A 26998-nucleotide genomic window follows, 5' to 3' on the forward strand; every position below is an offset into this window, starting at 1 on the left:
TCGGCGCTCGCCGGAAGGTCAGCGCTCGTCGTACTTGTCGGGAATGACCAGGCTCAGCGCGAAGCTGACCACCGTCATGATGATCGCGCCCCAGAAACCGGCCCAGAAACCACTCACGGTGAACGACAGATGCAACTGCCCGGCCAGCCAGCCCACGAGCAGGAAGAGCAGCGCGTTGACCACGAACGAGATCAGGCCGAGCGTCAGGATGTAGAAGCCGCAGCCGACCACCTTGATGATCGGCTTGAGAACGGCGTTGACCAGGCCGAAGATCAACGCGACCGCGATCAGCGTCCCGACCTTGGCGGGGGTGGAACTGCCGCCGAGTTCGACCCCGGACACCCAGGTGGCGGCCCACAGGGCGACGGCGTTGATGGCGACGCGTACGACGATGGGGATCACGGCGCGATCATCCCATGCCCGGCCGGTCGGTGACAGCACCGCGCACGGGGCCGCATCGGCCCACCTGGGGCGCCGGGGGCGCGTCCTGCGGGCCGCACGGAACAGGTCCTAGACTTGTGCGGTTGCCCACTTGGGGCAGTGTCGGTAGTTCGTCAGCTGGTGGGCTCAGCCACTTCGTCAGCTGACGTGGTCAGGTACGTCAGGGGCGGTGCCGGGGTGCACCGCAGGGCAGGGAGAACGCGCACGGTGCAGCCTTCCACCTCGGTCGAGCAGGCCGAGATCAGCCGCGAACAGCAGTACGTCGACCGCGTGTACGCCCGACTGGCCGCGATGGTCGAGAGCGCCTCCGCGGTCCGCCGGGAGGGCCGCGAGCGCGGCCTGCTCGACTACACCGGCCAGATCAAGGAGGAGGACTACCGCAGCCTCTTCGAACGCGACGTGCTGGTCGACCACGCGGTTCGCCGGCTGGCGGTGCTCGACGCCCAGCGCGAGGGCCTGGTCTTCGGCCGGCTGGACCACGTGGGCGGCGAAGTACGCTACGTCGGCCGGATTGGCGTACGCGACGCCGAGCACGAGCCGCTGGTGCTCGACTGGCGGGCGCCCGCCGCGGCGGTGTTCTACCAGGCGACCGCGGTCGACCCGCAGGGCGTGGTGCGCCGGCGGGTCCTGAGGTCGCAGGGCCAGCGGGTGGTCGGCGTCGAGGACGACCTGCTGGACGCCGAGAACGCGCCGGCCGACCTGCACGTGGTCGGTGACGGCGCGCTGATGGCTGCGCTGACCTCCGCCCGCAGCGGCCGGATGCGCGACATCGTGGCCACCATCCAGCGCGAACAGGACCAGGTGATCCGCGCACCCGCGCCCGGCGTCACCCTGATCAGCGGTGGCCCGGGCACCGGCAAGACCGTGGTGGCCCTGCACCGGGCGGCCTACCTGCTCTACACCGAGCGCCGGCGCATCCAGGGCGGCGGTGTGCTGGTCGTCGGGCCGTCGGCGGTCTTCATGAGCTACATCGAGCGGGTCCTTCCCTCGCTCGGCGAACACGAGGCCACGTTGCGTTCGGTCGGTGAGGTCGTCGACGGCGTGGTGGCCGACCGGTCCGATCCTTTCCCGTGCGCGGTGGTCAAGGGATCGGCGCGGATGCGCCAGGTGCTGTCCCGGGCGGCGCGTAGCGCGGTGCCCGGTGCGCCCGAGGAGCTTCGCCTGTACGCCGCGGGCCGCCGGCTCGAGCTCGGCGCCCGGGAGCTGACCGCGATCCGCACCGACGTCCTCCGCAGGGGCGCGCGCCGCAACCGGGCGCGTCCGGAAGCGGTCCGGGCGCTGCTCGGCGCCTTGTGGAAGCAGGCCGGCGGCGCGGCCGGGACCGACGGCGCCGGTGCCGGCGGCCGGCCGATGTCGCGGGGCGAGTTCGACCAGGACGTGCGCGAGCGACCGGCGTTCACCGAGTTCATGGATGCCTGGTGGCCCAACGTCACACCGGCCGAGGTGCTCGGCTGGCTGGCCGACCGCGACCGGCTCGCGCGGGTCGCCCGGGGCGTGCTCCGTCCCGATGAGGTCGACCTGCTCGCCGCCTCGTGGTCCGGCCCGGCCGGGGCCCCCGCCCCTGCGGCGGTCCCGTCGTCCACCGCGCGGGGCAGGATCGGCTACTCCGTCGAGGACGTGCCGCTGCTGGACGAGCTGGACGCCCTCCTGGGGGAGCCGGTGCGGCCGGTGGTGCCGCGCGACCCGTTCGACGAGGACGACGGCGTGCAGGAGGTGGTCACGTCGTACGACCGCGAACGCTCCTGGTCCCGCGGCGAACAGGCCCAGCAGTACGACGGCTACGCCCACGTGCTGGTGGACGAGGCGCAGGACCTGTCCCCGATGCAGTGGCGGATGCTCGGCCGCCGCGGCCGGCACGCGAGCTGGACGATCGTCGGCGACCCGGCGCAGAGCTCCTGGCCGGACGTCGCGGAGGCCGAGGCAGCCCGCGACGCGGCGCTGGGCGTCCGCACCCGGCGTACGTTCCATCTGGACACCAACTACCGCAACTCGGCGGAGATCTTCGACCTGGCCGCGGAGGTGATCAGCACTGCGCTGCCCGACGTGCGGTTGCCGCGGGCGGTGCGCGAGACCGGCCACCCGCCGACCCACCTGACGACCAGCTCCGACGGCCGTCCCGACGCGGTGCGGGCGGCGGTCGGTGAACTCCTCGACGCGGTCGCCGGGAACGTCGGCGTGGTGGTCGCCGGGCCACGGGCGGACGAGGCGGCGCGTTGGCTGGCCGAACTCGGGGACGATGCGGCCGCACGGGTCGTTGTCACCACGGGGTTGGCGAGCAAGGGTCTCGAGTACGACGGGGTGGTCGTGGTCGAGCCGGCCGAGATCGCGGCGGAGAGCCCGGTGGGTGTCCGCACGCTGTACGTCGTTCTCACCCGGGCGACCCAGCGGCTGGTCACCGTGGGTGCCGACGGTGGCTGGCGGGCAGGCCCGACCACGCCGGACGGCACGACCGGACCGGCCGCCGCGACCGATCGCCCGGCGTGACCGAGCGAGACGTCAGGGCGACGTCCCGGCCGGCCGGGCCGTGTCAGCGCGGCGGGGGACGTGCCCGGCGACCGGGGTAATACTGTTTGAGCAGGACATTCAGCAGGACTCAGGCAGGACCTGCTGTGGCCCCAGAGGGGGATTCGTTGGTGGCGGAGCCGGTCGACGCGCGTAAGGACGCGGGGGTACTGACCCTGCCCAACCTGCTGAGCTTCGCCCGGCTCGCCGGTGTGCCGCTGTTCCTGTGGCTCGTCCTCGGCCCGCGTGCCGACGGCTGGGCGATCATCGTGCTCGCGGTCTCCGGCTTCACCGACTGGCTGGACGGCCAGCTGGCGCGCAGGCTGCACCAGACCAGCACGCTCGGCAAGCTGCTCGACCCGTTCGCGGACCGGCTCTACATCCTCGCGGTGCTGCTGGGCCTCGCGGTGCGTGAGGTGATCCCGGTCTGGCTCGCGGTCGCGCTTCCGTTGCGGGACGTCCTGCTCGTCGGCCTGCTCGGCTATCTCCGGATCCGCGGCTTCGGCCCGCTGCCGGTGCACTTCCTGGGCAAGGCGGCGACGTTCTGCCTGCTGTACGCCTTCCCGCTGCTGTTCCTTGGTGAGGGCAGCAGCACCTTCGCGTCCCTGGCACAGATCGTGGGATGGGCCTTCGTGGTGTGGGGTACCGGCCTGTACTGGTGGGCCGGAATTCTCTACGCCTACCAGGCCTACCAGCTTCTCCGGAGCGAAGCGCCGGCGACACCCGCACGAGAAGAAGGTCGGCTCCGCACCTGAGGTGACCCTCGCGGTGCGGGCTGGCGGAGAGGAGCCACGTGAGAGCCGTCGTCATGGCCGGTGGCGAGGGCACCCGCCTGCGCCCGATGACCACGAGCATGCCCAAGCCGCTCCTGCCGGTGGTCAACCGCCCGATCATGGAGCACGTGCTGCGGCTCCTGCGCCGGCACGAACTCACCGAGACCGTCGTGACCGTCCACTTCCTCGGTTCGATGGTGCGCGCCTACTTCGGTGACGGCGAGGACCTCGACATGGACCTCACCTACGCCACCGAGGAGAAGCCCCTCGGCACTGCGGGCAGCGTCAAGAACGCCGCCGCCGCGCTGTCCGACGACACGTTCCTCGTCATCTCCGGCGACGCCCTCACCGACATCGACCTGACCTCGCTGGTCGAGCACCACCGGCGTACCGGCGCGCTGGCCACCGTCTGCCTGACGAGGGTGCCCGACCCGCTGGAGTTCGGGATCACGATCCTGCGGGAGGACGGCCGGGTCGAGCGCTTCCTGGAGAAGCCCACCTGGGGCCAGGTGTTCTCCGACACGGTCAACACCGGCATCTACGTCATGGAGCCGGAGATCCTGGACAGCGTGGGCGAGGCTGAGAACGTCGACTGGTCCAGCGACGTCTTCCCCCGCCTGCTGGCCAAGGGCGCTCCGCTGTACGGCTACGTCGCCGACGGCTACTGGGAGGACGTCGGAACCCACCGCAGCTACCTCAAGGCCAACTACGACGCGCTCGACGGCCAGCTCGACATCGACATCGACGGCTTCGAGGTGTCCGCCGGCGTCTGGGTGGGGGAGGGCGCCGACGTCGACCCGGAGGCCACCCTGAAGGGCCCGGCGTTCGTCGGCGCGTACGCCAAGATCGAGGGCGGCGCGGAGATCCGCGACCACACCGTGGTGGGCGACAACGTGGTGGTGCGCAGCGGGGCGTTCCTGCACCGCGCGGTGGTGCACGACAACGCCTACGTCGGCGGCCACACCAACCTGCGCGGCTGCGTGGTCGGCAAGAACACCGACGTGATGCGCGGTGCCCGCATCGAGGACGGCGCCGTGGTCGGGGACGACTGCGTGATCGAGGAGGAGGCCGTCCTCCATCCCGAGATCAAGGTCTACCCCAGCAAGACCATCGAGGCCGGTGCGGTCGTCAACCAGAGCGTGATCTGGGAGTCACAGGGCCGCCAGGCGCTGTTCGGTGCCCGCGGGCTGAGCGGGATCGTGAACGTCGAGATCACCCCCGAGCTCGTCGTACGCCTCGCCAGCGCGTACGCCACCACGCTCCGCAAGGGGTCGACCGTGCTCACCGCCCGCGACACCTCGCGGTCGGCCCGGGCGCTCAAGCGGGCGGCCATCGCGGCGTTCACCTCCAGTGCCCTGAACGTCTGCGACCTGGAGGTGGCGCCGAACCCCGTGGCCCGGCTGGAGACGGCGCGCAGCAGCGTGGGTGGCGGCCTGCTGATCCGTACCACCCCCAACCGTCCGGACTCGGTCGACCTGATCTTCCTCGACGAACGCGGCGCCGACCTGTCCCCGATGGCCCAGCGCAAGGTGGAGCGGGTGCTCGGCCGGCAGGAGTTCCGCCGCGCGTTCCCGGGGGAGATCGGCGACCTGACCTTCCCGTCCCGGATCGCCGAGAGCTACGTCCGCGACCTGCTTCGCAGCGTGAACACCTCACACGTCGCCGAGGCGCGGCTGAAGGTGGTGGTGGACGCCGGGCGGGGCACCGCGAGTCAGCTGCTCCCGAACCTCCTCGGCCGGCTGGACATCGAGGCGTTCCTGGTCAACGCCGGGCTGGACGACCGCAGGCCCACCGAGACCGCCGAGCAGCGGATGGCGGCGGTCGCCAACCTCGCCGAGCTCGTGTCGTCGTCCCGGGCGGCGTTCGGTGTCCGCTTCGATCCGCTCGGTGAACGCATCTCGCTGGTGGACGAGACCGGCAACGTGATCTCCGACGAGCGCGCCCTGCTGGTCTTCGTCGACCTGGTGGCCGCCGAGTCCGGCCGCGGGCGCAACGTCGCGCTCCCGGTGACCACGACCCGGGTCGCCGAGCAAGTAGCTGCCTTCCACGGCGTCCAGATCCGCTGGACCACGACCTCACCCGACGCACTCGCCACCGCCTCGGCCACGGAGGGGCTGCTGCTCGCGGGCGACGGCCGGGGCGGTTTCATCCTGCCGGAGTTCTCCAACGCGGTGGACGGGTTCGCGGCGTTCGTCCGGCTCGTCGGGCTGATCGCCCGGACCGGTCTGCGGATGTCGGAGATCAACGCGCGGATACCGCGGGCACACGTCGTCCAGCTCGCCGTGCCCACTCCGTGGGCGAGCAAGGGCGCGGTGATGCGGGCGGCCGTGGAGGCGGCTGACGGCCGGGAGCTGGACACCACCGACGGCGTCCGCGTGGTGGAGCCGGACGGGTCCTGGGGCCTGGTGCTGCCGGACCCGACCGAGGCGGTCACCCGGGTCTGGGCGGAAAGCACCAGCACCGAGCAGGCGACCACCCTCGCGCACCGCTGGGCCGACCTGGTGACCCGCGCCGGCCGGTGAAGGTCGTCGGGGGCGCGCCGTGACACCATGGCCGGCATGGCTCGAGGGGAGTCGGTGACCACCGCGGCGGACGGGAAGAAGCCCACCGCCGGCAGCGACCGTTCCACCAGCTCCACCGGCTCCACCGGTGCCCGGAGCGGCGCGTGGACCGACTCCTACCCCGAGTTCCGGCGCAACGACTCCATGTCACTGATGCGCGAGCTGGTGACCCACGCGCTCGACGACGGATACGCCGCGGCGGCGGCCCGGCGCGGGCCCAACCGGTCCCGCCCCCGGCGCGGCATGGGAGCCACCGTGGTGGTCCTGGTGGTGTTCGGGCTGATGCTGGCCGTCGCGGCCGTCCAGACCCGGCACTTCGCGCCCGAGGTCGAGAAGGAGAAGGCCGACCTGATCGTCCGCATCCGCGCCGAGGCCGCGCGCAACGACCGGCTGCGCGCGAGGGCCGGCTCGCTCCAGGAGGAGGTGTCCGGCCTGCAGGGCGACATCCTCGCCAGCACCACCAGCGGCAAGAACCTCAGCGCCCGCCTGGGTGCCCTCGACGTGATCGCCGGCACCGGCAAGGTTCGCGGGCCCGGACTGCGGCTGACGATCGACGACGCGCCCGACGACCAGGTGTCCGGCCCCGACGGCGCCGAGGGGCGGATCCTGGACATCGACCTGCAGCAGACGGTCAACGGCCTGTGGGCGGCGGGCGCGGAGGCGATCGCGGTGAACGGCGAACGCCTCACCGCGCTGACCGCGATCCGCGGCGCCAACAAGTCGATCACGGTCGACTACCGTCCGCTGGCCCGCCCCTACGTCGTGGAGGCGATCGGTGACCCGGCCACCCTGGAGGCGAGGTTCACCGAGAGCCCGGGTGGCGAGTGGCTGCTCAATCTCAAGGCAGTGCAACATATACGTCTGGACAGCCAGACGGTCGACGAGCTGAACTTGCCGGCCGACTCTGGTACCACGCTCAGGTACGCGCGGACGGAAGGCGCCCAGTGATCGCGACGATCGGCCTCGTCATCGGCATCGTCGCGGGGCTCCTGCTCCAGCCGTCGGTGCCGCTGCCGCTGCAGCCCTACCTCCCGATCGCGGTGGTGGCCGCCCTGGACGCGGTCTTCGGCGGTCTGCGCGCGCTGATCGACGGCATCTTCGACGACCGCGTGTTCGTGGTGTCGTTCATCGGCAACGTCCTGGTGGCCGCCGTCATGGTCTACCTCGGCGACCAGCTGGGAGTCGGCGCGCAGCTGTCGACCGGTGTGGTCGTCGTCCTCGGCATCCGGATCTTCTCCAACATGGCGGCCATCCGGCGGCGGCTCTTCAAGGCCTGAGGCGACGATGGCCGACGAACCCGAAATCACCGGGACCGAGAGCTCCGGGACCGAAGCCCCCGAGCCCACGTCCTCCGGCGCCAAGAACGCCGGGACGAACGCCAGGACGAACTCCGGGGCGAACTCCGGGACCGAGCCTGAGACCAAGCCGACCGCGGCCGGCGATGCCGCACCGGCCGGGAAGATCGCCACGAAGCCGACTCCTGCCAGGCCCCGCGACACCGCCTGGCGCCGGCTGGCCGGGGCGTTCCGCCCGCACAGCTCCCGTGCGCAGGTCGCCGCCGCCGTGCTGCTGGCGGCGCTCGGCTTCGCGGCCACGGTCCAGGTGCGGGCATTGCGCAACACCGACGAGTTCACCAACGCCGACCGCACCCAGCTCATCCAGATCATGGACGGCCTGCAGCAACGCTCCCGCCGCCTGGAGACCGACATCGGTGACCTGCAGCGGTCCAAGGCCGACCTCGTTTCCGGCGCCGACCGCCGCCGCTCCGCTCTGGAGCAGGCGCAGACCCGCGCCCAGACGCTCGGCATCCTCGCCGGTACGCTCCCGGCGACCGGGCCCGGCATCCGGCTCACGATCACCGACCACCAGGCGGCGGTCAACGCGTCCCTGGTGCTCAACACGATCGAGGAGCTGCGCGACGCGGGTGCGGAGGCGATCGAGATCAACGACCAGGTCCGGGTCGTCGCGTCGAGTTACGTCCTGGACGGCCAGGGCGGGATCATCGTCGACGGCAAGCTGCTGCCGGCGCCGTACACCATCGACGCGATCGGCGACGCGCGTACTCTCGCCACGGCGATGCGCATCCCGGGCGGCGTCGTGGACGAGGTGAGCCAGAAGGGCGGCCTCGCCTCGGTCCTGGAGCGACAGACCATCCAGGTCAATTCCTTGCACAGCGTGGTGAGCCCTCGCTACGCTCACCCGGCCCCGGACAAATCGCCCGGGTCCTCCTCTCGATGAGGCCCCGAGGCAAGAAGTAGGAGACGCGCGTGTTCCCGGACGACCTCAGCTACACCAGCGACCACGAGTGGGTCCGCGATCCCGGCGGCGCCGACAGCACGGTCCGCATCGGTATCACCGACTACGCACAGGGTGCGCTCGGTGACATCGTTTACGTCAGCCTGCCGGAGGTCGGCACCGACGTGGAGGCCGGCGCGGCCTGCGGTGAGCTCGAGTCCACCAAGAGCGTGAGTGACCTCTTCTCGCCCATCAAGGGCACGGTGGTGGCCCGCAACGACGCGCTGGACGAACGCCCCGAGCTGGTCAACTCCGACCCTTACGGCGACGGCTGGATGATCGAGGTCCGCCCGGCCGACCGGAGCGAGCTCGACGGCCTGCTCGACGCCGACGCCTACCAGGCGCAGGTGGAACAGTCCTGACCTGCTGATCTCCGACCGCCGGGGCAACCGCGACCCCCGGCGCCGGAGGCGGCGAACACACCCGGAGCGGGCCGGTCGGCTTATCGTCCGACCTGCCCACCTCCAGCCCAGATCAAGGGTTAGGGTGTGTGCGGTGGAAGTGTCCAACAACAGTCGCGCCGATTTCCGCCACGGGAGGGTCGTCGATGCCTTTCTGCACCCAGTGCGGGCATGACAATGCCGAGGGCAGCAGGTTCTGTTCGCAGTGCGGTAAGGCGCTGGTGGGCGAGCGGCCGGTCGAGCAGACCGCCACGATCTCGTTGAGCGGTGAAGCCGCCGAAGAACGCGCCGAGGCGGAGCTTCGTCCACACGAGCAGGCCGCGGTGGACGCACTGCCGTTCGACAGCGCGCTGCTCATCGTCCAGCGTGGTCCGAGCGCGGGAAGCCGGTTCCTGCTCGACTCCGACGTGGTGACAGTCGGACGTCATCCCGACAGCGACATCTTCCTCGACGACGTGACCGTGTCCCGTCGGCACGCGGAGTTCCACCGCCAGCCCCAGGGTTTCGCGGTGCGCGACGTGGGGAGCCTGAACGGCACCTACGTCAACCGCGACCGCATCGACGAGGTGATGCTGGTCGGCGGCGACGAAGTGCAGATCGGGAAGTTCCGCCTCGTCTACTTCGCCAGCCAGCGTGGGTTCGGCCGTGGTGCGCCCGGTGAGCGCAGCGCGGCGGGTGTGGACGGAGGGTCCGAGGAGGAGACAGGGTGAACCCCGGTGTTCGCCGTCGCGGTCACCGCGGACGGCGGAGGCACCTGCGGTGAGCGGGGCGGCGTCGGCGCGATCCGGCAGTTTCTCCATCGGTGAGGTGCTGGCCCGGCTGCGCCCGGAGTTCCAGGACGTCACCATCTCCAAGATTCGGTTCCTCGAAGCCGAGGGGCTCATCGAGCCCGAGCGGGCACCCTCGGGATACCGCAAGTTCGGTCACGACGACATCGAACGGCTGCGGTTCGTGCTGACCGCGCAACGAGACCACTACCTCCCGCTGCGGGTCATCAAGGAGCACCTCGCCGCGCTGGACGCGGGCCTGACGCCGCCGAACCTTCCGGCCGGTGAGGGACGTGTCCAGCCCGCACCGCGGATCGTCGACGACGAGGGCACCGTACGCCCGTCGGCGTTCCGGCCGAGTCGTTCGGACGTGCGGTGGGACCGACGTGAAGTCATCGAGCTCGCCGGCATCAAGCCCGAGCTGTTCGAGCAACTCGAGTCGTACGGCCTGGTCACCGCCCGGCACGGTCGCGACCAGTTCGACGAGGACGCACTCGCCATCGCCAAGGTGGCGGGTGAGCTGGCCGGCTTCGGCCTGGAACCGCGTCACCTGCGCGCCTTCCGTACGGCAGCGGACCGGCAGGTGGGTCTGATCGAGCAGGTGACCGCACCGCTGGTCCGGCACCGCGCGGCCGACTCGCGAGCACGGGCGGAGGAACGCACCCGCGAACTCGCCGCCCTGTCGGTACAGCTGCACGCCCTGTTGGTGAAGGCCGGACTGCACGGATAGGGCGTCACCTGACCTTCTGGGTGCCGAGCGGGGTACTGTGGACGAGTGCGCGAGCTCGACGTCGTTGGTGTCCGGGTAGAGATGCCTTCCAACCAGCCGATAGTCCTGCTCCGGGAGGTCGACGGCGAACGCTTCCTGCCCATCTGGGTGGGGCCCGCTGAGGCGAGTGCGATCGCCCACGCCCAACAGGGCATCGTCCCTGCCCGGCCCCTCACCCATGACCTGTTCCGTGACGTCCTCGTGGCGATCGGGCAGGAGTTGAGCGAGGTCAGGATCACCGATCTGCGCGACGGGGTGTTCTACGGCATCCTGGCGTTCGCCAGCGGCGTGGAGGTGAGTGCCCGGCCGTCGGACTCGATCGCGCTGGCTCTGCGCCTCGGCGTCCGCATCGTCTGCTCCGACGAGGTGCTGGCCGAGGCGGGCATCGCGATCCCGGACGAACAGGAGGCCGAGGTCCAGAAGTTCCGGGAGTTCCTGGACCAGGTCACACCCGAAGATTTCGACACTCCCGGCTGACCGCCGACCAGCCCCGTCCTCGTCCGACCCGTCCCCATCCGACTGCGCGTGGACTGGCGTCCACCGCCACCCTGGGCGAGCTCTCGACCTCAGGTCGAGGTTTCGGTGCGACACGCCGCCCGGCGCGTTGACCCCCTCCCGGCCCCGGCCTACCGTGACGAACAAACCTCGTTGATGTAACTCGAAATCCACAGGTTCCGAAGCACGCGACTCCGGTCGTGTGGCCATAGACGTCGGCCATGCAGGGAATGGGCGGGGTCAGGATGGTGTCGCCAGGCGACGCCGTAGACGTGGAGGCGTGCGGTGACGAGCACGGGTGACCAGTCGGGGGGCGGCGCTACCGGCGCCGTTCCGAGTGAAGGCCCCGAACGCGCGGAGGCACGGCGTTCGGCAGGTGAGCAGGGCCTGCTGTTCGGACCGAGCGACGGCGTTCCGGAGCCGCCCGGTGACGACCTCGGCTACCGCGGAACCACCGCGTGCGCGGCGGCGGGCATCACCTACCGCCAGCTCGACTACTGGGCCCGCACCTCCCTGGTCGAGCCCACCATCCGGCCCGCCGCCGGCTCGGGCACCCAGCGGCTGTACTCCTTCCGCGACATCCTGCTCCTCAAGGTGATCAAGCGGCTGCTCGACGCGGGGGTCTCGCTCCAGCAGATCCGCACCGCCGTCACCCACCTGCGCGAGCGGGGCGCCGGCGATCTCACCGAGATCACACTGATGAGCGACGGTGCCAGCGTCTACGAGTGCACCTCGCCGGACGAGGTGATCGACCTGCTCCAGGGTGGGCAGGGCGTCTTCGGCATCGCGCTCGGCCGGGTGTCCCGCGAGGTCGAGGGATCCCTCGCCCAGCTTCCGGGTGAGCGCCTCGACGGCGCCGGCGCTGGTGACCACCCCGGCGACGAGCTGTCCGCCCGGAGGCAGGCCCGGCTCACCGGCTGAGCCGTCCGCCCACGTCCCACTTCCTCCCACCTCCGCCCGCCCGCGCCTCCGCGGCGCGGGCGGTTCGGGTGAGTCGTCCCGAATCGCTGCACTCGTACGGACTGGGTCTCCGAGGGCGCTGGTAGCGTTGGGGGCGCTGACTACCCCGCGTGGGAGAGTCCTGCCAGCTCCACCGCATCGCGCCTCGCCGTATCCCCGGCGACCGGCCGGCGGAGGTGGCGGGCGCCGAAGGGGCAACCCTCCCCGGAACCTCTCAGGCCAACGGACCGCGCGGGCGAGGCGACTCTGAAGCGTCGGTGGTGACGTGACAGAGGGGGACCGCCAGGCGAGCAGCCTCGACTTGGGAGCCCCCACATGACCGTCTCCACCTCCGGATCCGCGCCCGGCCCCGAGCACCCGCCGCGGCCGGCCACCGCAACCCTCGCCGAGGGCCTGCGTGCACACGCCCGGCTGGGCGAACCCATCTCCGCGGACGTGTTCGCCGAACGGCACATCGGCCCGGACGCCGAGGAACGCGCCAAGATGCTGGCGGCCTGCGGGTTCGGGTCGCTGGAGGAACTCGTCGCCGCCGCGGTCCCAGGCGGCATCCGCGCGGACTCCCCGCTCGACCTGCGCCCCGCGGTGACCGAGGGGCAGGCACTGGCCGAGCTGCGTGAGCTCGCCGGCCGCAACAGGCTGATGGTGTCGATGATCGGGATGGGGTACGCCGACACGGTGACCCCGCCGGTCATCCGCCGGAACGTGCTGGAGAATCCCGCCTGGTACACCGCGTACACGCCGTACCAGCCCGAGATCAGCCAGGGCCGGCTGGAGGCGCTGGTCAACTTCCAGACCATGGTGGGCGACCTGACCGGCCTGCCGGTCGCCGGTGCGTCCCTGCTGGACGAGGCGACCGCCGCCGCGGAGGCGATGACCCTGCTCCGGCGTACCAACCGCAAGTCCACGAGCGCCCGCTTCGTCGTCGACGCGGACTGCCTGCCGCAGACGGTTGCGGTGCTCGCCACCCGCGCGGAGGCGCTCGGCATCACCGTCGACGTCGCCGACCTGTCCGCCGGGCTGCCGGACGGGGAGTTCTTCGGCGTCCTGCTGCAGTACCCCGGTGTGAGCGGCGCGCTGCGCGACCACCGCGGCCTGATCGGGGACGCGCACGAGCGCGGTGCGCAGGTGGCGGTTGCCGCCGACCTGCTGGCCTGCGCGGTGGTCCGCCCGCCGGGTGAGATCGGTGCCGACGTCGCGGTCGGCAGCGCGCAGCGGCTCGGCGTGCCGATGATGTACGGCGGTCCGCACGCCGGCTACATGGCTGTCCGCAAGGGCCTGGAGCGCAACCTGCCCGGCCGGCTGGTCGGGGTGTCGGTCGACGCGGCCGGCAGGCCGGCGTATCGGCTGGCGCTGCAGACCCGTGAGCAGCACATCCGGCGGGAGAAGGCGACCAGCAACATCTGCACCGCCCAGGTGCTGCTCGCGGTGATCGCCGGAATGTACGCCGTCTACCACGGCGCCGACGGGCTGCGGGAGATCGCCGCCCGCATCCACCGGTCCGCCGCGGTGCTCGCCGGCGGCCTGCGCGCCGGCGGCGTCGAGGTGGTCCACGACGCGTACTTCGACACGGTGCTGGCCCGGGTGCCGGGGCGGGCCGCCGAGGTGGTCGCCGCCGCCCGCGAGCGGGGCATCAACCTCCGGCTCGCCGACGACGACCACGTGGGGATCGCCTGCGACGAGGCGACCACGCCCGACCACCTCGCCGCGGTGTGGGCGGCGTTCGGCGTGGGTCCGTACGACGTCGGCCACGTCCGCGACCTCGACGCGAGCACTTCCGACGCGGTGCCCGCCGACCTGGTGCGGACGTCGGCGTTCTGCACCCACCCGGTGTTCGAGCGGCATCGTTCGGAGACCGCGATGCTGCGCTACCTGCGTGGGCTCGCCGACGACGACTTCGCCCTCGACCGGGGGATGATCCCGCTCGGCTCGTGCACCATGAAGCTCAACCCGACCGCGGCGATGGAGCCGATCAGCTGGCCGGAGTTCGCCGGCATCCACCCGTTCGCGCCGATCGAGGACGCCCAGGGCTACCTCACGCTGATCCGGCAGCTGGAAGACTGGCTGGCGCGGGTCACCGGATACTCCGCGGTGTCGCTGCAGCCGAACGCCGGCTCCCAGGGCGAGCTCGCCGGTCTGCTGGCGATCCGCGCCTACCACCGGTCGCGCGGCGAAGGCGAGCGCGACGTGTGCCTCATCCCTTCGTCGGCGCACGGGACGAACGCGGCGTCGGCAGTGCTGGCCGGCATGCGGGTCGTGGTCGTCGCGGCCACCGAGGACGGCACCGTCGACCTGGCCGACCTGCGCGCCAAGCTCGACACCCACCGCGACCGGGTGGCCGCGATCATGGTCACCTACCCGTCCACGCATGGCGTGTACGAGGAAGACATCACCGAGCTCGCCGACCTCGTGCACGAGGCGGGCGGGCAGGTCTACGTCGACGGCGCCAACCTGAACGCCCTGCTCGGCCTGGCCCGGCTGGGTGAGTTCGGCGGCGACGTGTCGCACCTCAACCTGCACAAGACGTTCTGCATCCCGCACGGCGGCGGCGGCCCGGGCGTGGGACCGGTCGCGGTCCGCGAGCACCTCGCGCCGTACCTCCCCAACCACCCGCTGCTGCCCGAGGCCGGTCCCGAGACGGGGGTCGGGCCGGTGTCGGCGGCGCCGTTCGGTTCGGCCGGGATCCTGCCGATCTCCTGGGCGTACGTCGCGATGATGGGAGAGCCGGGGCTGCGCCTGGCCACCGAGTCGGCCGTACTCGCCGCCAACTACGTCGCCACCCGGCTGGCCCCGCACTACAACGTCCTCTACACCGGCCGGCACAACCTCGTCGCGCACGAGTGCGTGATCGACCTGCGGCCGCTGGCGAAGGAGGCCGGGGTCAGCGTCGACGACGTGGCCAAGCGGCTGATCGACTACGGCTTCCATGCGCCGACGATGAGCTTCCCGGTGGCGGGCACGTTCATGGTGGAGCCCACCGAGTCGGAGAACCTCGCGGAGCTGGACCGCTTCTGCGCGGCGATGATCGCCATCCGGGGCGAGATCGCGAAGGTCGCGTCGGGGGAGTGGCCGGCCGGCGACAACCCCCTGGTCAACGCGCCGCACACGGTGGAGATGCTGGCCGGGGAATGGGACCACCCCTACACCCGGGACGAGGCGGCCTACCCGATGCCGAGCCTGCGCAGGCGGAAGTACTGGTCTCCGGTACGCCGCATCGACCAGGCCTACGGCGACCGCAACCTCGTGTGCGTCTGCCCGCCGCCGGACGCGTTCGCCGAATAGGGTCCGGCCGAGACCTCGGGTCGTCGCGGCGGCCCGAGGTGTCGGCGACATGTCGGTCGGCTGTGCCATAGTGACCCGATGACGAGCGTCGGCGCGATGTTTCCGTGTGCGGTAGAGCCGGAGGCCCTGCCCTCCTACGCCCACCAGGTCGAGGCCCTCGGCTACCAGGAGCTGTGGGTGGTCGAGGACTGCTTCTTCGCCGGCGGTATCGCCGCGGCGACCGCGGCGCTGGCGGCCACCGAGCGGCTGGCGGTCGGGATCGGTGTCCTGCCGGCGGTGATGCGCAACCCCGCGACCGCCGCCCTGGAGCTGTCCACCCTGCTGCGGATCTTCCCGGGCAGGGTGCTGCCCGGGTTCGGTCACGGTGTGGCGAGCTGGATGGAGCAGATCGGCGCGCTGCCGCCGTCGCAGCTGGCCGCGCTGGGGGAGTCTGTGTCGGCGGTCCGGGCACTGCTGGCCGGTGAGACGGTGACGACGGCCGGCCGGCACGTGCGGCTGGACGACGTACGCCTGCGGTATCCGATCGCCGCGCCGCCGCCGATCTCGCTGGGCGTCCGCGCGGAGAAGTCGCTGCGGCTGTCGGGGAAGGTCGCCGACGGCACCGTCCTGTCGGAGCTGTCCGCGCCGGCCTACCTTCGCTGGGCACGCGAGCAGGTGGACGCCGGTCGTGCCGAGGCCGGGCGTACCGACCCGCACCGCTACACGGTCTACGCCTACCTCGGGCTGGACGAGGACGGCGAGTGGGCTGTACGCCGCAGCATCGCGCGAGTCCTGCGCGGCGGTGACTGCTCGGTGCAGCTAGGACCGCTGGGCATCGCCGAGGAGGCGGCCGAGCTCGCCCGAAGCCACGCGGAGGAGGACGAGCTGGCGCAGGCGTTGCCCCGGGAGTGGGTGCACCAGCTGGCGGTGACCGGTACCCCCGACGACGCGGCGAAGGCCCTGCGGGAGTTCCACGACGCCGGTGCCGACTCGGTGGTGTTCGTGCCCGCGGGCGACCCGACGCAGGCGTTGTCCCGACTGGCCCAGGCGGCCGCTGTCGGGCTGACCGATCCTGTGGTCACCGAGTCCTGGCCGGCATAGCGCCCTCGACCTTCGCGCGTCCCGCCGGGCCTGGTCAGCGTGCGGGTGAGTCATGCCGAGGCGGTCGAGCAGTTGGCCCCCACGATGGGGGACGTCGCCGGGTGGTACGTCGACGGGCTGGCCACGCTGGCCGAGCACCCGCAGGCGGTCGTCCCGACCGTGGAGAAGGTCTCCGGCCGGCCGGGCACGACGTTCGCCTCCTGGGCGCGGGCCAAACGTGGCCGCGTTCTCCTGACGAGCAGTCAGGAAGCCGAGCCGTTGGCATCCTCCTGCCGCGCCTGAACACCGGCCAGGCGTTCGAGCGCCTTGATCAGGGCGTGATTGCCCTCGCCGCCGAGCCCCTCGCGCTGCAGGGTGCGGTAGAGGTGGAAGATCGTGCTGGTGGCGAGGGCGGGTACGCCGAGTTCGTCGGCGGCCTCGAGGACCAGTCGCAGGTCCTTCTGCTGCAGGTCGACGGTGAAGCCCGGCCGCCAGTCGTCGCGGATCACCTGCGGGCCCCGGTTGGCCAGCATCCACGACCCGGCGGCTCCACCCTTGACCGCGGCGATCGTCTTCTCGAGGTCCAGGCCGCCGGCCTTCGCCAGCACCAGCGCCTCGGACACCCCGAGCATCGAGGTGACGACCAGGATCTGGTTGACCAGCTTGCAGGTCTGGCCGGCGCCGACGACACCGACGTGGGTGACCGTGGACCCCATCGCCTCGAGGTAGGGGCGCGCCCGTTCGACGTGCGTGTCGTCACCGCCCACCATGATCGACAACGTGCCCTTGGCGGCGCCCTCGCTGCCACCGGACACCGGCGCGTCCAGGAAACCGACGCCGCGCTCGGCGAGCCTGCCCGCCCACTCCCTGGTGGCCGCCGGGCTCACCGTGCTGGAGTCCACCACCAGCGCGCCGTCACCGATTCCGGCGGCGATGCCGTCCTCGCCGAACAGCACGTGCTCGACGTCGGGGGTGTCACTCACGCAGATGAACACCACGTCGCACCGCTGCGCCACCTCCCGCGGGGTGGCGGCGGCCTCGGCGCCGTCGGCGACGAGAGGCTCGGTCCTGGCGGCGGTGCGGTTGTAGACCACCACGTCGAAGCCCTTGCGCACCAGGTTGCCCGCCATGCCGGCGCCCATGATGCCCAGGCCGACGAAGCCGACGCGTTCGTTGTGCTCGCTCATGCCACTCCTTCTCCGCTGTCACTGGGGTCACCGGGCCGCTTGGCCAACTGCTCGGCCAGGAACGCGCACGCGGCGGGGTAGGCGTCCAACTGGTTCGCCCGCTTGGCCAGCCCGTGCCCCTCGTCGGCGTACACCCGCAGCTCGCACGGCACGTTCCGGGCCCGCAGCGCGGCGACGATCTGCTCGGCCTCCGACAACGGCACCCGCGGGTCGTTCGCGCCGTGGATGACGAACAGCGGCGCCCGCATCGCGTCCACCTGGGTGAGCGGGCTGGCCTCGTGCAGGAAGTCGCGATCGTTCGCCAGCGAGCCGTACTCCCGCTCGCGGTGCGCGCGCCGGTAGTCGGAGGTGTTCTCCAGGAACGTCACCAGTGAGGCGATGCCCACGATGTCCACCCCGGCGGCCCAACGCGCCGGCTGGAACGCCAGGCCGGCCAGCACCATGTAGCCGCCGTACGAACCGCCGTAGAGGGCGACTCGGTCGGGGTCGACGCCGATCGTGGGCAGCCAGTCGTGCAGTGCGGCCAGGTCGGCGACCGAGTCCAGCCTTCGGCGTACGTCGTCCAGCGCGTACCACCGCTTGCCGTAGCCGGTCGACCCGCGCACGTTGGGGACGAGCACGGTGTGGCCCTGCGCGACCAGGCCCGCGACCATCGGCTGCCACTGCCGCACCGACTGGCCCTCGGGCCCGCCGTGGACGACGAGCACCGCCGAACCGTCGCCGCCGTCGGCCGGACGGTAGACGAACGTCGGGATCTGCTCGCCGTCCGGCGCGGTGACGCGGTGGGACTCCGGTGCGACCAGCCCGCCCGGAAGGTCGGGCCGGTCCGGCGGACGAACGGGTCGTGCGGTGCCCGAGGCGACATCCAGGCGAAGGGCGTACGGCGGCTCGACCGGCGAGCTGTACGTCACCGCCACGGCGTCACCCGCCTGCGACCACACCGGATCCGGATGCCGGTGCAGCGCGGCGCAGCCACCCGTCGGCAGGTCCAGGTCGCGAACCAGCTCGCCGTCGGGAAGGGAGTGCAGGGCCAGCGACACGGCTCCGTCGTCGTTGGTGGCGACCAGGACGTGCGTCCCGGCGGGGGAGACCCAGCCCACCAGGTCGTGCGCTGCGTCGGCCACCACCTCCGACCAGGTTCGGGCGGCCAGGTCGTACCTCAGCACCGCGGTCATCTCCCGGCCCGGGTTGCCCGACACGAGCAGGGCCGAGGAGTCCGGCAGCCAGGACGGGGTGGTCAGGTAGGCGTCGTCGCCCCACGGGGTGAGCGGCTCGACCCGGCCGTCCTCGGTGGAGACCAGCAACAGCTGCAGGGAGTTGGCGGGCGTGTTCGGCCGGGTGAGCGCCACCCAGCGCCCGTCGGGGGACGCCTCCACCTCGGCGACGTAGCCACCGCCGTCGTAGAGCACCGTCTCCTTGCCGGACCCGATCTCCCGGCTCACCAGGTCGAAGTCGACGCCGTTGCGGCGGTTGGTGAGATACAGCACCCGTCCGGGTTCGACCCCGGCCAATCGGTGCACGTACGCCGGATCGTGGACGAAGGGTACGAGCGGGGGCAGCGGCCCGTCGCCGGAGACGTCGGGGGAGTCGAGGTCGACCAGGGACAGCTGGCCGCGTTCGTTGCCGCCGGCGTCGTGCTGGACGACGACCGCCCGGGTGCCCGGCAGGTAGCGGCCGGCGGCGACACCGTCCAGGTCGGTCAGCCGCCGCCAGCCTCCGTCGGCGCCGACCTCGTACAGCTGGGCCGAGCCGGTGACGTCGTAGCTGACCAGCGTGCGGCCTTCGGTGTCCACGTCGCGGGCGGCGACGGAGGGGATCTGCAGCAGCGAACGCAGGAAGTCGTTCGGTGGCGGGGCGGCAGTGGGCATGCATGGACGGTAACAGCGCCGTGATCGCCGGTGCCGGGAGGTCGCCGTGGCGGGGCCGGGCGACAATGGAAGGGACCAAGCGAGACCAGGCAGGACCGAAGGCAGGTCCAGACAGCGCCGGACGGCAACCGGAGCAGCGGGTCCGGCAGCCGGACGGCACACGACAGGGGAGTGGTCACGGATGGCGGAACCCACGTTCACCGGCGTCGGGGTCGCACTGTTCACGGTCTTCGGCGACAACGGCGAGGTCGACGTTGCCGGCACCGTCGCGCACGCCAACCGCGTGGTGGAGGCAGGGGTACGCGCGGTGCTGGTGGCCGGCACCACCGGAGAGGCGGAGACCCTGACCGACGCCGAACGCGAGGACCTCATCGCGGCCGTTCGGTCCGGTCTGCCGGCCGACGTCACCCTGATCGCCGGGTCCGGCGCACCCTGGCCGCGGGCGGCGGCGGACCGGGCGATGGCCGCTCGCAAGGCCGGTGCCGACGCTGTCCTGGTGAGCCCGGCCCGCGGCGGCGTGGACGCGGTGGAACTTTTCGGCGCGGTGACGGCGGCGGTCGGTGGTGCGGACCGGGTGATCGGTTACCACAACCCGGGGCCGCTCGGCGTGCCCGGCATCGAGGTGGACGCCCTGCCCGGCCTGCCGATCGGAGCGGTCAAGGACTCCTCGGGGGACCCGGTGCGGTTGCTGCGCGAACTCGACGAATGGGGCGGCCGCACCTACGTCGGGTCGGCGGCGCTGCTGGCCCTGGCCGGGCCGCTGGGCGCGCCCGGTGCTCTGCTGGCGTTCGCGAACATCCGGCCGGAAACGTGCATCGCGGCGTTCGGCGGCGACGCGGACGCCCAGCGCGCGCTCACCGAGCTGGTCGTGACCGGACGCACCGGCGGTGTTCGGGCGCTGAAGCGGGCGGCCGGCGAGAGGTACGGCATCTCCACGGTGAGCCGGCTCGGGTTGCGCTGAGCCGCGCTTGCCCGCACTGATCTGCGCTGACTCGCACTGACCGAGGGTGTCGCGGCCCGGGTCGACCTACGACCCGGGCCGCGTACCCGCCGCGCTCAGCTGGCCTGGCTCACGCTGGACATGTTGAAGTCGGGCACCCGCAGCGCCGGCATCGCGACCCGCGGGAAGTAGTCGCCCCACTCCCGGGAGAACGCCGGCACCGTCGTCCCCGACTCGGTGAACCGCCCGAGGAGGTCGACCGGGCTCTCGTTGAAGCGGAAGTTGTTGACCTCGCCGACCACCTCGCCGTTCTCGACGAGGTAGACGCCGTCGCGGGTCAGCCCGGTCAGCAGCAGGGTCTGCGGGTCGACCTCGCGGATGTACCACAGGCAGGTGAGGAGCAGACCTCGTTCGGTGCGGGCGATCATGTCGTCCAGGGACGCGCGCGCGTCGGGCACGTCGAGGACGAGGTTGTCGACGTAGGGCGTCGTGGACAGCCCGGTCAGATCGGCGGAGTGCCGGGTGGTGGCCAGCGACGTCAGCCTGCCGTCCCGGATCCAGTCCGTCGGGCCGAGCCGGGTGCCGTTGTCGAACACGCTCTGCGCACCGGAGGAGGACTTCGCGACCACGAACGGCGCGCATTCCAGCCCGGCGTAGGCCGGGTCGGACCGAAGGGCCAGCGGCACCGGGGACAGTTGCTCACCGACGCGGGTGCCGCCGCCCGGCTTGGAGTAGACGGTCTGGCCGTCGTGGGCGTCGCGGCCCGACATCGTCCAGTACGCGTAGATCATCAGGTCGGCGACCGCGGTCGGCGGCAGCAGTGTTTGGTACCTGCCGGCGGGCAGGTCGATCCGGTGCTGCGACCACCGCAGCCGCCGGTCGAGCTCGGCGCTCAGCACGGTCGCGTCGACGTCGTGGAAGTCCGGGGTGGCCTGTCCCACCCACGCCGACCGCCGCAGGTCGTCGGACTTGCCGGTCATCGTGACGTAGCCGGTCGGCTGGACGTGCCGCAGCCGCAGGCCGGAGGAGGAGCCGAGGTAGGTCGTGGTCACGTCGTGCTCGACGAAACCGTAGTGGTGGGTGCCGTCGCCGCGGGCCCGCCCGAACGCCTCGCCCAGCGCCGGTGCGAACGTGTCGAAGACCCGGATCGAGGTCTGCGCGGGCGGCTCGTCCCAGTCGGCGGCCGCGTCGCCCTCGACCAGTGGACGGGCGTCCTCGGCCGGCACGCTGTCACGGGCGGCGTCCTCCGCCGACCGCACCACGGCGTCGATGTCGTCGCCGGTGGTCACGCTACGGGTGACGACACCGGAGGCGGTGCCCTCGGCGCCCTCGACCGACGCGATCACCGTGAGGGACCGGGTGAGCATGACGCCGTTGGTGGTCAGGGTGTTGTTGGCCCAGCGCAGGTTGGCGCTGGAGGACTCGGTGGCGATGACGACACACCCGTCGGCCTTCGACCGGGCCAGCGCACGCTCGACCGTCTCCTGCAGAGTGAGGTCGCTGCTCAAGGGACCGCTCACCGTCCTGACTCCTGGGTGGTGTTGAGGATGCGTACGCCGCGGAACAACGCCGAGGGGCAGCCGTGGCTGACGGGTGCGACCTGGCCGGGCTGGGCCTTGCCGCAGTTGAACGCCCCACCGAGGACCCATGTCTGCGGGCCACCGACCGCCTCCATCGAGCCCCAGAAGTCGGTGGTCGTGGCCTGGTAGGCGACGTCGCGCACCTGGCCGGCGAGCCGGCCGTGGTCGATGCGGTAGAACCGCTGCCCGGTGAACTGGAAGTTGTAGCGCTGCATGTCGATGGACCACGAACGGTCGCCGACGACGTAGATGCCGCGCTCGACCCCGGCGATCAGCTCCTCCGTCGAGGGGCCGTTCGCGGCCGGCTGCAGCGAGACGTTGGCCATCCGCTGCACGGGGATGTGGGACGGGGAGTCGGCGAACGCGCAGCCGTTGGAGCGGTCGTAGCCGAACGACCGGGCGATCCGCCGGTCGAGCTGGTAACCGACGAGGATGCCGTCCTTCACGATGTCCCAGGACTGGCCGGCCACCCCCTCGTCGTCGTAGCCGACGGTCGCCAGGCCGTGCTCGACGGTGCGGTCACCGGTGATGTGCATGTGCTCGGAGCCGTAGCGCAGGGTGTTGAGCTTGTCGGGCGTGGCGAACGACGTGCCGGCGTAGTTGGCCTCGTAGCCGAGCGCCCGGTCGAGCTCGGTGGCGTGCCCGATCGACTCGTGGATCGTCAGCCAGAGGTTGGACGGGTCGACCACCAGGTCGTAGCTGCCGGCCTCCACCGAGGGCGCCTTCAGCTTCTCGGTGAGCAGGTCGGGCAGCTCGGCCAGGCGAGCGTTCCAGGCCGGGTCGGTGAGGTATTCGTACCCGCGGCCGACCGGCGGCGCGAGCACTCGCATCGAGTCGAACCGGCCCGAACCGGGATCGGTGCCGTAGGCCTCGACGTCGGGGTTGAGCCGGACCCGCTGCTGGGTGGTCACCGTGCCGTGGCTGTCGGCGTAGAACTTCTGCTCCTTCACCTGCCGCAGGGTCGCGCCGACGTGGGCGACGCCGGTGCCTGCGAGGAGCCGCCGGCTCCAGTCGGACAGCCGCTCCACCTTGTCGGCGGTGGCGACGGTGAACGGGTCGACGTCGTAGGCCGAGACCCAGGTGACGTCACCGTGCACCGGCTCGGGCGCGAGCTCGATGCGCTCGGCGTTCATCCCGGCGGCGACCCGCGCCACCTCGACGGCGCGCTCGGCGACCCGCGCCGCCTCCTCCGGGGTGAGCACGACGCTCGCGGCGAAGCCCCACGTCCCCTCGTGGACGACGCGGACCGCGAACCCGGTGTCCTCGCCGTCGGTGCTGCCCTGCAACTGGGCGTCGCGCAGCGAGAGGTTCTGCGTCCGGATCCGCTCCAGCCGGAAGTCGGCGTGCTCGGCGCCCAGCTCGCGGGCGCGGGCGAGGGCGGCGTCGGCGAGCGTGCGGAGCGGAAGGCTGAGGAAGTCCTGATCGATCTTCTGCGGCACGCGCCCGAGCCTAGGGCATGCGACCGACAGGTGGCCGTCCATTTCCCGGTGGGTTCCGGTGGTTCAGGAGGGTTCCGGGTGCCCGCGCCGGTCCGCTTGCCGGTGCTTCTAGGTCGTACGGTCGGTGCGGTCGAGCCGGGCGACCCCGATCCGGGCGTCGGCCATGCCGTAGAAGACGTAGGTGCGGCCGGCGATCGTTTCCACCGCCGTGGGGAAGACGACGTTGGCGACGGTGCCGGTGCGCTCGTCGTCGGTCTCCGGCGTGAGCAGCGGCTCCGGGGTGCGGGCCAGCACGCGGGTGACGTCCAGCGCGTCCAGCAGCATCGCGCCGGCGCCGTAGGTGACCCGCTGGCTGCTCGGGTCCCAGCCGGGCGGGATGTGACCGGTGACACCGTGGTGAATCACCAGCCAGCCCTCCTCGACCCGCATCGGTGGCGGCCCGGCACCGATCTTCAGCTCCTCGTAGGGAAACTCCGGCTGGGCCACCTGGCGGTGGTCGTGCAGATGGGTGAGCGCACGGATGTCCTGCTCGACCGCGGCCACCGATACGTACGACACCCAGATGCTCGGGCGGTCGTCGTCGATTCCGGCGGGCAGGTGGACGCCCTCACCGGGACGGAACCAGCCGAGGTCCCACATCGGGCGGTGCAGCATGGCGTAGCAGGGCTCGCCGTCGGGCCCGGGCACCGGCTCGGGAAAGAACACCGCGTCCTTGTTGGGGAAGAGGTTGAGGTCGGTGTCCAGGTCGGGTTGGTACTCGAAGTGCACCGGGCCGAGGCGCCGCCAGGTGGTGAGGTCGTCGGAGACGGCGATGGCCAGCTTGGGCCCGAGCGGGCCGTACGCGACGTAGGTCATCACGTGCACGCCCAGGTCGGGCACCCAGGTGACCCGGGGGTCTTCCACGCCGGCGTTGTTGAGGCCGCGCTCCCAGCCCTCGTCGGGAGCCAGCACGACGCCGCGCCGGTCGACACTCACGGGTACGCCGTCGACGCAGTTGACCTCCGCGAGCCCCACCCGCGACACGTTGCCGGTCGCGACCATGCGCGGCAGCAGGTGCAGCCTCCCGTCGGGGGTGTGCCCGCTGGCGGGGTTGAGGACGCCCTCACTTTCCAGCTCGTTGTCCGGCTCCGGCGTCATCACCACCCCAAGCCGGGTGAGGGTGTACGGAACCTGCGCGTGCGAAACCTCTGTCGCCTGTGTGCCCAACGGATCGGCCCTCCCGAGATAGCCCCGCCGAACCCTAACGTGAGCGTATCCGGGGGCACCGACAGGCGTCAGGCGAGCGGGACGGCCGCGACCGGAGTGGTCGTCGGCGCCTTCGACCCGCCCTTCGGTTCCACCGAGATGCCGAACGCGTTGGCGCCGCCGACACCGGACAGAACCTCGCTGAGCCGCCCGGATCCGGTGACGTCGACGACGCCGGCGGAGCGGGCGTTGCTTCCGGCGATGAACCACAGCTGGTACGTACGGCCCCGCGGCGGCTGGGACAGCCCGTCGAGGAGGACGACGGCCTGGTCGAGCCGGTGGGACACCACGACGGTGACCCTCCCGCCGCCGCGGACGTCGCCGCGTACGGTACGCGAGTCGGGGGCGGCCAGAACGGTCTCGATCCGCTGGCGTTCCTGGACGGCCTGGGTGGCCCGTTGCTCTGCCTGTTGGTACTGCACGACGCCCGCGCCGACACCGATCCCGGCGAGGATGACCAGCGCGGCGGCCAGGGCGAACAGGCCCCGTCGGCGAGATCGCCGGCCGCGGTGTCCGTGTCCGCTGGTGCCCGGCTGGTGGCGCCCCTCGGGTGCGGGCGCGGGTGTGCCGGCGGTCCCGGAACCGGTCCCGGAATCGCCGGCCCGGCCATTGTGTCCGGTGGCGGTACGCCCGTTGCGGGCGTCGGGAGCCGCCTCCTGGCCGGTGGCCCGAACCGCGGCCAGGACCCTGGCGCGCAGTTGCTCCGGTGGCTCGGCGGCGGTCGCGGCGGCGAGCTCGGCCGTGACGGCGGCCAGCTCGCGTACCTCGTTCCGGCAGGACGCGCAGGTGGCCAGGTGGGCCTCGAACTCGCGCAGCTCCGGCTCGGGGAGCGCGTCGAGGACGTACGGCGCGGCCAGCGAGTGCAGGTCGGGCACGCCGGGAAGATCGGGAGCCGTCATCGGGGCGCCCCCAGCTCCAGGCCGCCGATGCAGTCGCGGAGCCGGATCAGCCCGTCACGCATGCGGGTCTTGACCGTGGCCAGGTTGGCGCCGAGGACTTCGGCGACCTCGCGGTAGTTGTACCCCACGTAGTAGGCGAGGGTCACCGCCTGCCGCTGCAGGTCGGTGAGGGAGCCCAGACAACGGCGGACCTGTTCCTGTTCCAGGCTCGCCGTCACCTCCTCGACCACCTGGTCGTAGGCGGGGGACTTGTCGCCGGCCGCTGCCCGGCGTTCGCGGTCGGTGGAGGCCTGCTCGGACCGGACACGGTCGACGGCCCGGCGATGGGCCAGCGTGGTCGCCCAGGTGCGCACCGAGCCGCGGGAGGGGTCGAACCGGGACGCGGTACGCCAGATCTCGACGAACACCTCCTGACTCACCTCCTCCGCGTGCGAGGGGTTGCGCAGTACGCGGCAGACGACACCGAACACCTGCGGTGCCACCAGATCGTAGAGCGCACCGAAGGCGTCCTCGTCGCCCCGGGCCACCCTGGGGAGGAGGTCGTCGGCGGTCGGCGACGTGTCACCCACCCGTCTCGGTGGTCGGGGCGCCTCGTTCATCGGGTCCATCTTCGCGTGCACCCTCGCCCGCGCGACGCGGAGGGGGCGGAGGGGCCGTTGCGAGCACCGGAACCGGCCCGCTCAGGCGGCATACCGTCCGACAGAGCCTGCGAAGACGACATACCGAGCGATCTACCGGGCGGTGACATACCGGGCAACGTACCGTGCGACAGCGGACCGGATGACCCGAACGGCTGACAAGGGCGAGCGCCCCGACCGCGACAGGCGGTCGGGGCGCTACACCAGGGTGAAGCGGGGAGGGCTCAGCCGAGGCGGAGCTTCTCGTGGGGGAAGATCAGGTTGGGGTTGCTCCCGACCAGCTTCCGGTTGAGCTTCCACAGCGCGCGCCAGCCGCCGTCGACGCCCTGCGCCTGCGCGATGGTCGACAGTGTGTCGCCCGAACGAACGACGTACCTGGCGCCGCGGACCGAGTGCCGGGAGTGCGTGGACTTCGCCACGATCTTCGGCCGGGAGGTGCCGCGCGAGGAGCGGGAGCTGTGCTGCCTGCGCTCCTGCGTCTGGCTACGCGTGTTGGGGCTGCCGCCCTTGTCACCGGAGCCGAGGCCGAGCTTGGCCGAGCATGCCGGCCAGGCGTTCCAGCCCTGCACGTCCAGGACCTTCTCCGCGATGGCGATCTGCTGCCACTTGCTGGCGTAGTCGGCGCGGGAGGCGTACTTGCCGCCACCGAAGCCGGTCCAGGTCGAACGGGTGAACTGCAGGCCGCCGTAGAAGCCGTTGCCGGTGTTGATGTGCCAGTTGCCGCTGCTCTCGCACTGGGCGAGGCGCTCCCACGTGTCGGTGCTGGCGGCGTGGGCCGGGGCAGCCATCCCGACCATGGGGACGGCGGCGGCGATACCGGTGACGGCGGCGGTCTGGGTGACGCGCTTGGCGACGGTCTTCGAACGACTGGCGCCGCGATGCTTGGCGGAATAGGGCATG

The 26998-nt window shown here is 71.9% G+C and carries 24 protein-coding genes and 1 riboswitch; of the genes, 15 read left to right on the top strand and 9 right to left on the bottom strand.

Translation table 11 applies throughout. The features are described 5' to 3' along the window. Positions 1 to 18: 18 nt before the first annotated feature. Complete coding sequence (locus F4554_RS12630; protein ID WP_337796005.1) at positions 19 to 402, bottom strand: phage holin family protein; 384 nt, start codon at positions 400 to 402, stop codon at positions 19 to 21. Between the two features lie 246 nt (positions 403 to 648). On the opposite strand from F4554_RS12630, the gene F4554_RS12635 reads away from it, so the two are divergent. The 14 genes from F4554_RS12635 (at position 649) to F4554_RS12700 (ending at position 16605) form a co-directional block, all read left to right on the top strand. After that, on the top strand, positions 649 to 2925 hold the full coding sequence (locus F4554_RS12635) for a UvrD-helicase domain-containing protein (RefSeq protein ID WP_179787563.1): 2277 nt from the start codon (positions 649 to 651) through the stop codon (positions 2923 to 2925). A 149-nt stretch (positions 2926 to 3074) separates the two neighbouring features. Next, positions 3075 to 3698 (top strand): cardiolipin synthase ClsA, encoded by a 624-nt coding sequence (gene clsA, locus F4554_RS12640; protein WP_179787564.1) that lies wholly within the window; start codon positions 3075 to 3077, stop codon positions 3696 to 3698. A 38-nt stretch (positions 3699 to 3736) separates the two neighbouring features. Further along, positions 3737 to 6238, top strand: a complete 2502-nt coding sequence (locus F4554_RS12645; RefSeq protein WP_179787565.1) for a sugar phosphate nucleotidyltransferase — start codon at positions 3737 to 3739, stop codon at positions 6236 to 6238. Between the two features lie 36 nt (positions 6239 to 6274). After that, positions 6275 to 7225 (top strand): DUF881 domain-containing protein, encoded by a 951-nt coding sequence (locus tag F4554_RS12650; RefSeq protein ID WP_238341281.1) that lies wholly within the window; start codon positions 6275 to 6277, stop codon positions 7223 to 7225. After that, positions 7222 to 7554, top strand: a complete 333-nt coding sequence (locus F4554_RS12655) for a small basic family protein (protein WP_092655757.1) — start codon at positions 7222 to 7224, stop codon at positions 7552 to 7554. Before F4554_RS12650 ends, F4554_RS12655 begins: the two co-directional genes overlap by 4 nt. Positions 7555 to 7561: 7 nt before the next feature. Next, positions 7562 to 8515, top strand: coding sequence for a DUF881 domain-containing protein (locus F4554_RS33025; protein ID WP_179787566.1), 954 nt, complete (start codon positions 7562 to 7564; stop codon positions 8513 to 8515). A 29-nt stretch (positions 8516 to 8544) separates the two neighbouring features. Continuing rightward, on the top strand, positions 8545 to 8934 hold the full coding sequence (gcvH, locus tag F4554_RS12665) for a glycine cleavage system protein GcvH (protein ID WP_179787567.1): 390 nt from the start codon (positions 8545 to 8547) through the stop codon (positions 8932 to 8934). A gap of 185 nt (positions 8935 to 9119) precedes the next feature. Then, on the top strand, positions 9120 to 9683 hold the full coding sequence (locus F4554_RS12670) for an FHA domain-containing protein (protein ID WP_179787568.1): 564 nt from the start codon (positions 9120 to 9122) through the stop codon (positions 9681 to 9683). Positions 9684 to 9732: 49 nt separating this feature from the next. Beyond that, positions 9733 to 10470 (top strand): transcriptional regulator FtsR, encoded by a 738-nt coding sequence (gene ftsR / locus F4554_RS12675; RefSeq protein ID WP_179787569.1) that lies wholly within the window; start codon positions 9733 to 9735, stop codon positions 10468 to 10470. Positions 10471 to 10515: 45 nt separating this feature from the next. Continuing rightward, a complete protein-coding gene (locus F4554_RS12680; RefSeq protein ID WP_092655753.1) occupies positions 10516 to 10986 on the top strand; it encodes a bifunctional nuclease family protein in 471 nt (156 codons plus the stop codon). A gap of 303 nt (positions 10987 to 11289) precedes the next feature. Further along, entirely contained in the window at positions 11290 to 11925 is a 636-nt protein-coding gene (locus F4554_RS12685) for a MerR family transcriptional regulator (protein WP_179787570.1), read from the top strand. A 140-nt stretch (positions 11926 to 12065) separates the two neighbouring features. Continuing rightward, positions 12066 to 12204, top strand: a riboswitch (glycine riboswitch). Between the two features lie 75 nt (positions 12205 to 12279). Continuing rightward, positions 12280 to 15243, top strand: a complete 2964-nt coding sequence (gene gcvP, locus F4554_RS12690; protein ID WP_179787571.1) for an aminomethyl-transferring glycine dehydrogenase — start codon at positions 12280 to 12282, stop codon at positions 15241 to 15243. A gap of 78 nt (positions 15244 to 15321) precedes the next feature. Further along, on the top strand, positions 15322 to 16323 hold the full coding sequence (locus tag F4554_RS12695) for an LLM class flavin-dependent oxidoreductase (RefSeq protein WP_179787572.1): 1002 nt from the start codon (positions 15322 to 15324) through the stop codon (positions 16321 to 16323). A 45-nt stretch (positions 16324 to 16368) separates the two neighbouring features. Further along, entirely contained in the window at positions 16369 to 16605 is a 237-nt protein-coding gene (locus tag F4554_RS12700; protein WP_179787573.1) for a hypothetical protein, read from the top strand. Here the strand turns inward: F4554_RS12700 and F4554_RS12705 are convergent. Together F4554_RS12705 and F4554_RS12710 are read right to left on the bottom strand one after the other, a co-directional pair. Further along, a complete protein-coding gene (locus F4554_RS12705; RefSeq protein WP_179787574.1) occupies positions 16566 to 17489 on the bottom strand; it encodes an NAD(P)-dependent oxidoreductase in 924 nt (307 codons plus the stop codon). The genes F4554_RS12700 and F4554_RS12705 overlap by 40 nt on opposite strands. After that, positions 17486 to 19357, bottom strand: a complete 1872-nt coding sequence (locus F4554_RS12710; RefSeq protein ID WP_179787575.1) for a S9 family peptidase — start codon at positions 19355 to 19357, stop codon at positions 17486 to 17488. Before F4554_RS12710 ends, F4554_RS12705 begins: the two co-directional genes overlap by 4 nt. A gap of 181 nt (positions 19358 to 19538) precedes the next feature. Here F4554_RS12710 and F4554_RS12715 point away from each other — a divergent pair, with 181 nt between their 5' ends. Continuing rightward, entirely contained in the window at positions 19539 to 20318 is a 780-nt protein-coding gene (locus F4554_RS12715) for a dihydrodipicolinate synthase family protein (RefSeq protein ID WP_179787576.1), read from the top strand. Positions 20319 to 20413: 95 nt separating this feature from the next. Here F4554_RS12715 and F4554_RS12720 read toward each other — a convergent pair whose 3' ends face one another. From F4554_RS12720 to F4554_RS12745, 6 genes are all read right to left on the bottom strand, one after another. Beyond that, on the bottom strand, positions 20414 to 21817 hold the full coding sequence (locus F4554_RS12720) for a metallopeptidase TldD-related protein (RefSeq protein ID WP_179787577.1): 1404 nt from the start codon (positions 21815 to 21817) through the stop codon (positions 20414 to 20416). Beyond that, complete coding sequence (locus tag F4554_RS12725; protein WP_179787578.1) at positions 21814 to 23316, bottom strand: metallopeptidase TldD-related protein; 1503 nt, start codon at positions 23314 to 23316, stop codon at positions 21814 to 21816. Before F4554_RS12725 ends, F4554_RS12720 begins: the two co-directional genes overlap by 4 nt. 108 nt (positions 23317 to 23424) lie before the next feature. Continuing rightward, on the bottom strand, positions 23425 to 24522 hold the full coding sequence (locus F4554_RS12730) for a glycoside hydrolase family 130 protein (protein ID WP_238341282.1): 1098 nt from the start codon (positions 24520 to 24522) through the stop codon (positions 23425 to 23427). Positions 24523 to 24590: 68 nt separating this feature from the next. Continuing rightward, on the bottom strand, positions 24591 to 25460 hold the full coding sequence (locus F4554_RS12735) for an anti-sigma factor (RefSeq protein WP_179787579.1): 870 nt from the start codon (positions 25458 to 25460) through the stop codon (positions 24591 to 24593). Then, positions 25457 to 26059, bottom strand: coding sequence for a sigma-70 family RNA polymerase sigma factor (locus F4554_RS12740; protein WP_202889266.1), 603 nt, complete (start codon positions 26057 to 26059; stop codon positions 25457 to 25459). Before F4554_RS12740 ends, F4554_RS12735 begins: the two co-directional genes overlap by 4 nt. A 263-nt stretch (positions 26060 to 26322) precedes the next feature. Next, positions 26323 to 26997 carry a LysM peptidoglycan-binding domain-containing protein gene (locus tag F4554_RS12745; RefSeq protein WP_179787581.1) on the bottom strand — a complete coding sequence of 225 codons (675 nt, stop codon included), beginning with the start codon at positions 26995 to 26997 and terminating at the stop codon, positions 26323 to 26325. Position 26998: the final 1 nt, after the last annotated feature.

The organism is Actinopolymorpha rutila (assembly GCF_013407855.1).
Classification (GTDB): domain Bacteria; phylum Actinomycetota; class Actinomycetes; order Propionibacteriales; family Actinopolymorphaceae; genus Actinopolymorpha; species Actinopolymorpha rutila.